This is a genomic window from Pantoea rwandensis (assembly GCF_002095475.1).
Classification (GTDB): Bacteria; Pseudomonadota; Gammaproteobacteria; order Enterobacterales; family Enterobacteriaceae; genus Pantoea; species Pantoea rwandensis.
Genome location: NZ_MLFR01000013.1, coordinates 78,114 through 89,910, shown reverse-complemented (window position 1 = coordinate 89,910; position 11,797 = coordinate 78,114). Strand labels below are relative to the sequence as shown.

The window sequence follows — 11,797 nt, the reverse complement described above, 5'->3', positions numbered from 1 at the left end:
GACTTCACTCTCAACGGGAAATTTAACCATGCGCATTCTGGTTGTCGGCGCCGGTGCCACCGGCGGGTATTTCGGTGCACGTCTGGCGCAAGCAGGACGTGATGTGACTTTTCTGGTGCGCGAGCGCCGCTTTCAACAGCTACAGCAAACGGGGTTGGTACTGAAAACGCCGGGCGGCACGGACGTGATTCAGCCGCAGCTGGCGCAAACCGGCAAGCTCGAAGGCCAGTTTGATCTGATTATCCTGACGGTGAAAAGCTTCGGGCTGGATCAGGCTATTGCAGATATCGCACCGGCTGTAGGGCCAGAGACGCTGATCATGCCGATCCTCAACGGCATGCGCCATATCGATACGCTGCGAGCGCGCTTTGGTGACAAGGTGATTGGCGGCTTGTGCAAAATCAATGCGACGTTGGGTGAGCAAGGCGAAGTCATGCAGATGACCCCGCTGCATATTCTCTACTACGGTGCGCTTGATGGTCACAATGATGTGCGTCTGCAGCGCGTCGATGAGACATTGAAGATAGCGCAGTTTGATACGGTGTTTGCCGACAACATTATCAGCGAGCTGTGGGAGAAATGGTTGCTGCTGAGTACCTTGGGTGCGGTGTGCTGCATTGCGCGGGGTAATACGCAGCAGGTGTTGCGCTCTCAAGGTGGTGAAGCGTTGTTGCAGGGGATTTTCGCCGAGGTGCTGTCCGTACTCAGCGCGGACGGTTATCAGGAGCGTCCAGCGGTGACGGCAAAAATTTATGAGACGTTGAATAATCCGCAGGTGGCGATGACCTCGTCGATGTACCGCGATTTAACCCAGGGTTATGATATCGAGGCGGATCAGGTGATTGGCGATCTGCTGGTGCGTGGTGCGCGCAGTGGTGTGGTGACGCCGTTGCTGAATGCGGTGTATGTGAATTTGCAGGTGTATTTGCAGAACCGCAGCGCATAAAAGCGTCATTTGAACTTCTGCGGAATTTTGCCGGGTGCGCATAAATGCTTCAATTGAACCTCTGCGGAATTTTGCCAGGTGCGCATAAATGCGCACTACGGGGGGGATTGGGCAGAGATACAAAATGCGCACCGTGTGGGTTTTGTAGGGTAACCATTTATGGTGACCTGGTGTTCAAAGCCGCGACTGCACGCGTGGCAGCAGCATCGGACGTTGGCAGATATGCAAAATGCGCACCCTACGGGTTTTGTAGGGTCACCATTTATGGTGACCTGGTGTTCAAAGCCGTGACTGCACACCTGGCAGCAGCATCAATCGCTGCCAGCCTGCTTCCACCTCATCCGGGATATCGACATGCCCGAGGAACCCTGCGCCGCGCGGGCCGTAGCCATTTTCATCGTCGCGCAGGCGCTGGATCTCGCCCATCAGCAGTGACAGAAAACGCTCCATTGACCACAATCCCTGCGGCGGTGCACCGATGATGCGCAGCATGCCCGCATCCATCATTACTTGTGGGACGAACACTGGCCAGCTGATAAATTCCGGTGCATCTGCCCTGTCGCGCCACTGATAGCGGAACGTTTCCCAGGTGCGGCGCTGCATCAGCGGATCTTGCACCAGCAGCACGTGCTGCGGCTGCCACTTCTGCTTATCCAGCAGTTTTTGGCTGAAGGCGGCATTCTCACCACAGTTGCGTGAGGCGGTTTCCATCAGCAACTGATCGTCTGGCAGTGCAGCAAACACCCGCGCCATGTCGCCCAGCAACTCTGCCTCGCTTTTGCCTTGAGTCAGAATCTGACGATAGAGCGGATGATTAGCGATCATCTCCGCCAGTAACACCGTGGAATGGCCGATACCGCCGCTGATCAACAGTGGCAATTGATACTTTTTCGCCAGCGCAATCACACCCTCCACATTGGGCAGTACCGCATGACCGGCAAGAATCGCTAAATCGACCTCCAGCGTGCCGTCAGCGGGCATATGGTCAAGCGCCAGCCAGGCGGCCAGCGTATTGATATCCTGAATCTGTTGGCTATTAAGCTGCATCGCGTTCTCCTCGCATTAACACTGGCAGTGTAGCGGCTTAACTCCGCGACAGCAGAGAAAAATTTGCTACACTCGCCGCTATCAGATTCAGGAGAGTTTATGACTGCGCGTTCCGTTACCCTCGATGATGTCGCCCAACTGGCGGGGGTTTCTTATCAAACCGTTTCCCGTGTGCTCAACCATTCCGTGCAGGTTTCGCCGCGCACCCGTGCCAAAGTTGAGGCGGCGATGCAGCAGCTTAACTACGTGCCTAACCGTGTGGCTCAGCAGCTGGCGGGCAAAGCCACGCGCACGCTGGGTTTGGCGACCAGCGATCTGGCCTTGATGGCACCCGCGCAAATCGCCTCGGCGATCCATGAACGTGCCGCTGCATGTGGTTACCATTTGGTGATCGCCATGGCCAATGCCGCCGGTAGCGCCCAGGATGCGGTGAATGAGTTGCTGGCACAGCGCGTGGATGCGTTGCTGATCAATCTGCCGCTCGATGCAGAGCAGGCGGCGCAGGTGCAGCAGCAGTGCGGCAGCAAGCCTGTGCTGTTTCTGGATGTTGAACAGCATGCTACTGTCGCCCAGTGCCAGTATCAGAGTGAATCGGGTGCGCAGCAGGCGGTGGAGCATCTTGTCGCGCTGGGTCATCGTCAGATTGGTGTGCTGAATGGGCCAGCCAGTTCGGCCTCGGCGCGGGCACGCTTTCATGCCTGGCAGCAGGCATTGGCGGCCCATCAGCTGGAGCCGATATGCGTGCTAAACGGTGACTGGAGTGCGGCATCCGGATATCAGGCATTATTGCAGTTGTTGCCAGATCGCTTACCCCAGGCACTGTTGGTGGCAAACGATCAGATGGCGCTCGGTGCAATGCGTGCACTGCACCAGCATGGCGTGAAGATTCCCGGCGAGATGTCAATTATTGGCTACGACGATACCGCCGAAAGTGCGTGGTATCAGCCACCGCTGACCACCGTGCGTCAGGATCTACAGCTGTTGGGTGCGGTAAGCGTGGATCACTTGCTGGCAGAACTGGCCGGCGAGATTGTGCAGCCAATGCCGCTGGAGACTGAACTGGTATTACGCGAAACCACGGCTGCGCCGATGCAAGACGGGATAGATATGGCGGAAATTGCCGGGCAGTTGCAGGCGTTAGCGCGGAAGTTAAAACCGAAAGTCTGAGCTTGCTGAAGCGCCACAGGGTATTGCGCAGGAAACAGGTGGAAATGCGTGATGCAACCCACCACGATGCAAAAAATGTGGGACCTTGCGGTCCCAGAATGTTTACTGCGGCTTTGGCTCGCCCATCGCTTTCAACTTCTTCGACAGCTCGCGACGCTCTTTCGACAGATCAGCGTTCTTGATGATGTACTCATCAACACGGTCTTCATAGTCCACACGCATTGACGCAATGATTTCCTGAATCGCCTCAACGCTCATGCCCGGTTTGATGTACTCGCTCAGGTTGTCCAGCAGCAACACACGTTTCTGGTTATCACGGACTTTCTTCTCGTTATCCACGATTTCGCGCTGCAGTTTGTTTTTACGACGAAACATGCGCACAAACTCCAGCACGTCCTGAAATGATTGCTTGGCATTTTCCATGTTGGCACCTTTCTTAAGGCCTGCCGCGGCAGGCGGAATAGTCATACATCTCAGCTTAGCGGCTGACTGAGTGTGAAAGCAATTTTCACAGCTAATTTCGGACTGGCACTTATCTTAGCGCAAAGAAAGGGTGATTCACATTAAGTCATTGCCTGAGAAAACTATTTGCGCAAGGCCAGGCGAACCAGGTCGGTAATACGCTCCAGCTGACGTGCCTGTTCCAGACTCAACCATACGTAGCCGTAGATCGCCGTGGTCTCTAAGCGACCGCTGCGGTTAGCCATCAACTGCTCGAGTTCCTGCGTGATCTCTTCCAATTCGTGACTGTTGGCGATCACTTGCTCTGTCTCCCCTTTCACCATCAGCGTGGCCAATGCATTCAGGGTATCTTCCGTCATCTTCTGACTGCGGCGCAGCGTGGGCGCGTTTAACAGGAGTAGGTGGCTCTCACGTGATGACCACCACGCGTCAATCTGCATCTGCATGGTGTTAACCATATTACGATTGATGGTCTGAATGGCTTCGAACACCGATTTAGGAATACGCGTCTCTTTACTGGCAGGCTCCAGCAGAGATCGCATTTTGATTACCGTGGTGAGCTGCTTTTGAAACGGCTTGTTAAGGCGCGGTTTCTCCAGCAGATTGGCGGAGAACCCGGTGTGATGCAATTTGGCCATGGCACGAAACGAATCTGATAGCTGAATACGCCAGTGCGTAAAAGCACGTTGTGCCAGAATGGCGCTGAACAGTAACGCCATCACCGAACCGAGAATGACATCACCGCCGCGCCACAGCGCCACGGTGAAATCACCGGCGGGTGCTCCGACGACGACGCCCAGCGTGATGCCAATCAGCAACGCCATATAGGGATGTTTTCCCAGCGTCAGATAGCCGCAGATGATCATCACCACAAAGCACCATGCCAGCATCATCGGCAGCGATAGCAGCTCCAGCTTGAGCGCAATCAATCCCGAGGCTAGCCCGGCAAAGGTGCCGCTGATGCGTTGAATCACGCGAGGAAAGACATTGCCCCAGGTCGAGATCGGTCCCATTACCACCACTAAGGTGATCAGCGGCCACGTACCTTCAGGAATATCGGTCAGACGGACAAACAGAAAACAAAGCACAAAAGAAATAGCGATGCGCACGCCATGCACGGCGCGATAGTGGCGGTAGAACCAGAACTCAATCGACGAAATTGGCTTGTCAGCACGTAGCATGGTGGTCCGGGAACGATAAAAATTTGCGCGCTATGTTACCCTGGCACGCCGCGAACATTGAGTGCTTCACCGCACTTTTTCTGCTCTTTTTTTAAGAAGCAACAAGTGCGTTACATCTAATTTTCTCAATATAAACATCGATGTAACGCACTGGTGATATTAATCGGCTGCGCGGACCGGAATGTACATATCCACCAGCCAATCGCCGCTATCGGAACCGTCGGAAAGGTAGTGTTCAAAGCATGGACGATTATCCACCTGCCAGCCGCCTTGAGCTTTAAGATGGTCAAACAAACTGCGCCAGGCGGCGAAGAAATCGTTGTTCATCACTTCAATGCGAGCGTGAAAATATTGGCCGCCGGGCAGTAAACCCTGCTCAATATCGTCACCATAGGAAGGCACCGCATCAGTGGGAGCGGTAATCACCGTTTCGACGCGCAGTTCTTCCGGCGGTAAGACTTCTGGATTGCCGTAATAAATCGCCAACCACTCGCCTTCAATGCCGTGCTGCTCCACCCAGCTTTTTAACTGATTGAAACCGTGTGGCACCGTTTCCTGCCATGGCCCTTGCAGATGATAGCCCAGCCAGCACTGTGGATTACGCTCTACGATTGATGCTTTCATACTTTTGCCTCCTGTCTGCAGCAGAAAGCCAGCGTACCACTCCCGCGTTAGACTATCGACGGGAGTGGCTCAGCAATCCGCTGCGGATTACAGTTTCTGTTTCACGTAGTCAGTGATACGCGTGATGATGCCCGCTTTATCCACCGCTTGTAGGGCATACAGCGGATAGCTCGCCAACTGCTTATCTTTGTCCATCACCTGAATCTCACCCACCTGCTCACCTGCTTTCAGTGGTGCTTCCAGGTCTTTACGCTCGATGACATATTTTGCCATCACGTTAGAGACTTCGGTGCGCGGCAGTGACAAGAAGATATCCTGGGTAGTGCCGACATCCACTTTATGCGGATTACCGTACCACACGTTTTCGGTACCGATTTTCTTGCCCGCGTGGAACAGTTGGACGGTGTCAAAATTGTTCTGACCCCATACCAGCAGCTTACGCGCCTGCTCTTCACGCCCTTTCGAACTCTTACCGCCCATGATCACCGCGATCAGGCGATGACGACCAACGATGTTTGACGCGATAATGTTGAAACCTGCCGTTTCAGTATGGCCTGTTTTCATGCCATCCACGTGAAGGTTTTGATCCCATAACAAACCGTTACGGTTATTTTGCGTGATGCCGTTCCAGCTCAGGGTTTTCTCCGCATACATGGCGTAGAAATCCTGCTCACCGTTGATGATGGCGCGCGACAGCACCGCCAAATCACGTGCGGTGGTGTGCTGACCTGGTGCATCCAGGCCGTGAACGGTTTCGAAGTGGGTATGCGTCAGACCGAGCTTCTGCACATAGTTGTTCATCATATTGACGAAGCTGTCTTGGCTGCCCGCCACGTAGTCTGCTAGCGCCACGCAGGCATCGTTGCCGGAGTCGATGATCACGCCACGCATCAGATCGCGTACCGTGACTTTGTCACCGGGCTTCAGGAACATCAGTGAGGAGCCTTTGAACACCGGATTACCCGCGGCCCAGGCATCTTTACCCACGGTGACTACGTCATCACGGGTGATTTTTTTCTGATCAACCGCGCGATCCACCACGTAGCCGGTCATCAGCTTGGTAAGGCTGGCCGGGTTACGCTCTTCATCGGGATTACCGGCGGTGAGGATTTGGCCCGTGGTGGCGTCCATCAGCACCCATGAAGCCGCATCAATCGACGGAGGCGTCATTGGGAATGGCATGCTGTCGTCAGCGTGTGCCAGTGATGCCCAAACAATCATTCCAGATACAGTTACCAGCAGACGCCTTTTCAACACTTCTTCCTCAAATCAAAAAAATGAATTTACCGCCGCACGTTTTACGGCAATTAGCGCTTTGATATTTGAATAAATTGAAAAAAAGTATGAACTGCGGACAAAAACTGCGCGGTGAATCTCACTTGCTATCGGGTGGTTAAGAGTAAAAATTGGGGTTGAAGTATGATATAAATAATCATGCTTCTCATCCCCTTGCCATTGGATGGTCAAAATTTAAGTCGATTATCGGAGTTGTACAATGTCTAAAATCGCTACCGATGTAAGTATTAGAAAGGCAAAAAAATCATTGGTAACAAACTTACTTTTACCGATGCGACTGAAGATGACGCTGAATTTATTCTGCAATTAAGAATCGATGAGAAAAAATCACGTTTTATATCCAAAGTCGACAGCGATATCGATAAGCAAAAACATTGGCTAGCTGTTTATGCTCAGGATGAGAGCCAGGCTTATTTCATCATTAGAGATAATGAGCAAAAGGTGGGAACTGTCAGGCTCTACGACCAACATGAGAATTCATTTTGCTGGGGCTCATGGATAATCATAGATGGAGTAAGTAATTCTTATGCCATTGAATCTGCATTAATCATTTATCTATTTGCTCGTACTTTAGGTCTGAAGTCAGCGCATTTTACGGTAACCAAAGGCAATCATTCTGTTTCTAAATTCCACGAAAGATTTGGCGCGAGGATTGTTAAAGAAAGTGATTATGAGTATTTCTACGAAATTTCAGAAGAAAACATCAGCCTTTCTCTAACAAAATACGCAAAATTTATACCTGATGGGATAGTCGTACAGATGTAACAGGCGCAACTGCGGACAAATGCTGCGCGCCTGCCCGCAGCATTGGCAAACAAGGTTGTGCTGCCTGCTGCACACGACAATTCTGTGCGTTGATTTTCTATTGCCAGGATACCGCCGTTCCCGCCTCTGAGTTCACCCTTTTGTTTCACGATTACGGGAGGCCGCAACAATCCAGTCATTTTTGCTCGGAACATTTCTGTGGGGAATTAGCATCTTACATTTACATTTGATTCCGATCTTGCTCACGCTTTAGTTTTTTCCCTTGACTTATTCACCACTCTGGTGAAAGGCACTCACACTTTTAGCATTATGCTTTAATTACCGCACTTTGACTCAGATCTATAAAACTTCTTTTATAACAATTAGTTATTTGAAAAGATGGTTGCCGGTCGCAATTTAAAAAATATCATTAATAGGATGGTTCCTAAAAAGGCCAACGCATTGTAAGATTAGAGCAAGGTATGACGCTAACGAGTCCCATATGCAAACCAGGCACTTTGATTTCATAGATGCTTTACGAGGCATCGCTGCTTTTTACGTGGTTCTCTACCATTTACCTCACCTTTCTACGTCTTCAGTAAATGTTCCATCCTGGCTTTCTCCTATTACGAATGCAGGTGGCACTGGTGTGATGCTGTTCTTCGTTTTGAGTGCTTTTACACTGTGCCTTTCCATGGAACAAAGAAGTTCACATGAGCTTACGCCCACGCTTAACTATTTTATTCGCAGATTTTTCAGGATTGCCCCTCTTTTTTATTTCTTTATTGTAATTACTTTCGTTAGAGATATAGTTATTTTTGGTGTCTGGCACTCGTTTGAAGATGTTTTGAAAAGCTGTCTTTTTATTTTCAATTTAATACCAGGAAGTGAACAAGGTTTCGTTTGGGCCAGTTGGACTATCGGTGTAGAAATGCTGTTTTATGTTATGTTCCCATTATTATTTAAATTATTAGACAATATTGGAAAGGCATCTGCCTTCTTTCTTGCTAGCTTATGTGTAAGGATGGCTTGGCAGAGTTTTGTTGGGCAGCACATTCAAAATCAAGATGAAGCATCAATTTATTACCAGATTAGCATCATACACCACCTTCCAAATTTCATCGTAGGCGTAATCGCATATCATGTTTATAATCTTATAGTACATAATAAAGCCCACAATTTGGGAATTGGGTATTTTCTTATATCCTTAAGTCTTTGCTCTTACATTGGTATGGTGTACGGGGGGATAAGCTTTTATGCTTTTGGTGACCTGACGACGGTGCAATCCCTGATTTACTCAATGCTACTAATTGGATTATCCATAACCTCCGCCAAAGTAATTGTCAATCCGATTACAAGAAAGCTCGGAACAATTAGCTATTCTATTTATCTTTGCCACTCCACTATAATTTATCTTTTGTCTCCAGTTTTCGCATGGTCTGCCAGTAATTTTCAAGGTGGAATCATCTCTTACCTGATTGACATTGCAATTTGCATGATAGCTATACTACCTATTTCATGGTTAACATATAAGTATATTGAAAGACCAGGGAACAAATTGGGTCGAGTAGTCATCAAACATTTAAATAAAGCGCCTAACGCCACACCTGCACTTTAACCGTGAGATGGAGAAAACATAATGAAGCGCATCAGACCCTCACTCTTCTTTTTCACAGTGAGGCCTAAATTGACACCACTCTATTGAGTTGTAAGCAACTATCGACATTCTACCAAACAAACCGTTCCCGAGGTATAGCAGCACTTAGCGTTCTCATTATACACAATCAGCATATTACATCATTTACCCCACTTTATTATTGGGATTGTTCTATAGCATGCTGACAAAAAATACGAGGCGTTCAAAATGCCAACCACACTGATTAATGTAATATTTATAATATTACCAATTATATTTCTCCTGCGCATTGCACACAAAATAATTTGTTATCATTTACTTGGCGACCGAAGCACTTTATGTACTTTTTTGTACGCATTATTCGCACTTGGTGCATCTAGCCCCCCAAATAATTGCATATAACCTCACTAAATCCATGGGTGAAATAAATCACTCTATTTATCTAATTCATGCAAACATCATCTATATCATTGGGCAAGAATTGCTAAAGTTAAAACCCTTACTTGGGAGTATTCATTTTTTATTTCGTATGCTTAGGTGGTATTTTGCCTTTAACGACATTGCTATCAAAAGTTTCGTATGATTTAATTGAACAGAATGGAAATAAAATTAGATATTTTTTATCAAAAGAACATCAAACAATCAAACAATCAAACAAAAATTAAGCTAAATTAGAATTAAAAATGATCCTTGGGATTAACCCGAAATACGAATCATCGTCTAGCTAAGCATATGATTTCAAGGGTAACGTAAGTCTCATTAGCCTTCAACCACCATGCGCACCTTCACCTATCCCCAGCAAATACCAGCAAACTATTCGGCAGCAACTATAAAGACTGGAAGCCAGATCAAAGCCTTCAACTATTTCGAAGGCCTGAGCTTGACTGTAGATGACCGCATAAGGATTATATAATGATAATCAAAACGGATTATATTCAGTAAGCCTCAATAACATATCGCCTTCCCATTGCTAACCGCATTAAAGGATGCCCCCCTTTCTGAGAAGCATAAACCCCATGCCCATCGGGGCCCAAATATGGTTTACCATGTATGGAACAGAATTTGATGCGACTCAATGCCATAATTATATTAGTACAAAGCAAAACAGTGGTTTAGTACAAATATCGTACGACATATTACATTTACAAACTTAAGTATTAATGAAAAACTGTAATTACATACAGTTTTTAAAAGGCGGGAGATTAGAGGTTAATGCTTCTTTTTCAGTGGGTTAATGAACAATAATGAACGGAAATAAACTTTGAAGAACGATCCCGAACAACCTACCTTTCTCTTTCACGATTACGAAACCTTCGGCAAGAGTCCCTCACTGGACCGTCCGGCGCAGTTTGCCGGGCTGCGTACCGATAAAGATTTCAATGCCGTAGGTGAACCGCAGGTGTTTTATTGCCAGCCGGCCGATGACTATTTGCCGCAGCCTGAAGCGGTGATGATCACTGGCATCACACCACAGGTTGCCAAAGCGCGCGGTGTGACAGAAGCGGCGTTTGCGGAGCGCATTCATGGTTTGTTCACTGAAGCGCAAACCTGTGTGATTGGTTACAACAACGTGCGCTTTGATGACGAAGTGACACGCAATATCTTCTACCGCAACTTCTTCGATCCCTACGGCTGGAGCTGGCAGAACGGCAATTCGCGCTGGGATCTGTTGGATGTGATGCGTGCCTGCTACGCTCTGCGTCCCGAAGGCATCGTCTGGCCGGAGAATGATGACGGTTTCCCTAGCTTTAAGCTGGAGCATCTCACCAAGGCTAACGGCGTCGCGCATGAGCAGGCGCACGATGCGATGTCAGATGTGTATGCCACGCTAGCGATGGCGAAACTGGTTAAAGAGAAGCAGCCAAAACTGTTCGAGTTTCTGTTTAGCCATCGCAATAAACAGAAACTGATGAACCTGATTGATATCCCGCAGATGAAGCCACTGGTGCACGTCTCGGGCATGTTCGGTGCAGCGCGCGGCAACACCAGCTGGGTGGTGCCAGTGGCATGGCATCCGGACAATCGCAATGCGTTGATCGTGGTGGATTTAGCGGGCGATATGCAGCCACTGCTGGATCTGGATGCGGATGAACTGCGCGAGCGGCTTTATACCAAGCAGAGTGAATTAGGCGACCGCGCGGCGGTGCCGATTAAGCTGGTGCATATCAATAAGTGCCCGGTGTTAGCACCCGCCAATACCTTGCGTCCAGAAGATGCCGAGCGGCTGAATATTGATCGCCAGCGCTGTCTGGCGAACCTCGCACTGCTGCGTCAACACGCGGAAGTGCGTGAAAAAGCCGTGGCGCTATTTGCCGAAGCGGAGCCGTTTAAGCCTTCGGAGGATGTGGATGCTCAGCTGTATAACGGTTTCTTTAGCGATGCCGACCGCGCGGCAATGAACATTGTACGCCAGACGCCGCCACAAAATTTACCGGCGCTGGATTTGACCTTCGACGATAAACGCATCATGAAGCTGTTGTTCCGCTATCGTGCGCGCAATTTTCCTGGCACGCTGGATGATCAAGAACAGCAGCGCTGGTTGCAGCATCGCCGCGAAGCGCTCAATGCCGACCGCGTGCAGGCGTTCCTGTTAGAGCTGGAGTCGCTAGCGAGTTTGCATGAGGGTAACGCGGAGAAGATGGCACAGCTGAAAGCGCTGTATTTGTACGCGCAGGAGTTGGTGTCTTAGACGCT

The 11,797-nt window shown here is 49.4% G+C and carries 10 protein-coding genes; 5 read left to right on the top strand and 5 right to left on the bottom strand.

Annotated elements, in window-relative coordinates; translation table 11 throughout:
- The first annotated feature begins 28 nt into the window (after positions 1–28).
- Positions 29–946 carry a ketopantoate reductase family protein gene (locus tag HA51_RS13930; protein WP_084935150.1) on the top strand — a complete coding sequence of 306 codons (918 nt, stop codon included), beginning with the start codon at positions 29–31 and terminating at the stop codon, positions 944–946.
- Positions 947–1,225: 279 nt separating this feature from the next.
- On the opposite strand, the gene HA51_RS13925 is transcribed toward HA51_RS13930, so the two are convergent.
- On the bottom strand, positions 1,226–1,993 hold the full coding sequence (locus HA51_RS13925; RefSeq protein WP_084935147.1) for a YdcF family protein: 768 nt from the start codon (positions 1,991–1,993) through the stop codon (positions 1,226–1,228).
- A 99-nt stretch (positions 1,994–2,092) separates the two neighbouring features.
- Between HA51_RS13925 and HA51_RS13920 the strand changes: the two genes are divergently transcribed.
- On the top strand, positions 2,093–3,160 hold the full coding sequence (locus HA51_RS13920; protein WP_084935145.1) for a LacI family DNA-binding transcriptional regulator: 1,068 nt from the start codon (positions 2,093–2,095) through the stop codon (positions 3,158–3,160).
- 102 nt (positions 3,161–3,262) lie between these two features.
- Here HA51_RS13920 and tmaR read toward each other — a convergent pair whose 3' ends face one another.
- The 4 genes from tmaR to dacD all read right to left on the bottom strand — a co-directional run bounded on the left by tmaR (position 3,263) and on the right by dacD (position 6,681).
- Entirely contained in the window at positions 3,263–3,583 is a 321-nt protein-coding gene (gene tmaR, locus HA51_RS13915; RefSeq protein WP_034824689.1) for a PTS system regulator TmaR, read from the bottom strand.
- 161 nt (positions 3,584–3,744) lie between these two features.
- Positions 3,745–4,803, bottom strand: a complete 1,059-nt coding sequence (locus tag HA51_RS13910; protein WP_084935143.1) for an FUSC family protein — start codon at positions 4,801–4,803, stop codon at positions 3,745–3,747.
- A gap of 159 nt (positions 4,804–4,962) precedes the next feature.
- Complete coding sequence (locus HA51_RS13905) at positions 4,963–5,427, bottom strand: GyrI-like domain-containing protein (protein ID WP_084935140.1); 465 nt, start codon at positions 5,425–5,427, stop codon at positions 4,963–4,965.
- Positions 5,428–5,514: 87 nt separating this feature from the next.
- Positions 5,515–6,681 (bottom strand): serine-type D-Ala-D-Ala carboxypeptidase DacD, encoded by a 1,167-nt coding sequence (dacD, locus tag HA51_RS13900; RefSeq protein WP_211282941.1) that lies wholly within the window; start codon positions 6,679–6,681, stop codon positions 5,515–5,517.
- Between the two features lie 285 nt (positions 6,682–6,966).
- Between dacD and HA51_RS13895 the strand changes: the two genes are divergently transcribed.
- The 3 genes from HA51_RS13895 to sbcB all read left to right on the top strand — a co-directional run bounded on the left by HA51_RS13895 (position 6,967) and on the right by sbcB (position 11,792).
- Positions 6,967–7,488, top strand: coding sequence for a GNAT family N-acetyltransferase (locus tag HA51_RS13895; protein ID WP_084935136.1), 522 nt, complete (start codon positions 6,967–6,969; stop codon positions 7,486–7,488).
- Between the two features lie 481 nt (positions 7,489–7,969).
- Complete coding sequence (locus HA51_RS13890; protein ID WP_084935135.1) at positions 7,970–9,085, top strand: acyltransferase family protein; 1,116 nt, start codon at positions 7,970–7,972, stop codon at positions 9,083–9,085.
- A 1,279-nt stretch (positions 9,086–10,364) separates the two neighbouring features.
- The gene (sbcB, locus tag HA51_RS13885) at positions 10,365–11,792 is read left to right on the top strand and encodes an exodeoxyribonuclease I (RefSeq protein WP_084935130.1); all 1,428 of its coding nucleotides are present in this window, start codon (positions 10,365–10,367) and stop codon (positions 11,790–11,792) included.
- Positions 11,793–11,797: the final 5 nt, after the last annotated feature.

What these genes read in the sequence shown, in the direction of transcription:
- HA51_RS13930 (WP_084935150.1), top strand. Translation starts at nt 29, where the DNA reads ATGCGCATTCTGGTTGTCGGCGCCGGTGCCACCGGCGGGTATTTCGGT.
- HA51_RS13925 (WP_084935147.1), bottom strand. Translation starts at nt 1,993, where the DNA reads ATGCAGCTTAATAGCCAACAGATTCAGGATATCAATACGCTGGCCGCC.
- HA51_RS13920 (WP_084935145.1), top strand. Translation starts at nt 2,093, where the DNA reads ATGACTGCGCGTTCCGTTACCCTCGATGATGTCGCCCAACTGGCGGGG.
- tmaR (WP_034824689.1), bottom strand. Translation starts at nt 3,583, where the DNA reads ATGGAAAATGCCAAGCAATCATTTCAGGACGTGCTGGAGTTTGTGCGC.
- HA51_RS13910 (WP_084935143.1), bottom strand. Translation starts at nt 4,803, where the DNA reads ATGCTACGTGCTGACAAGCCAATTTCGTCGATTGAGTTCTGGTTCTAC.
- HA51_RS13905 (WP_084935140.1), bottom strand. Translation starts at nt 5,427, where the DNA reads ATGAAAGCATCAATCGTAGAGCGTAATCCACAGTGCTGGCTGGGCTAT.
- HA51_RS13890 (WP_084935135.1), top strand. Translation starts at nt 7,970, where the DNA reads ATGCAAACCAGGCACTTTGATTTCATAGATGCTTTACGAGGCATCGCT.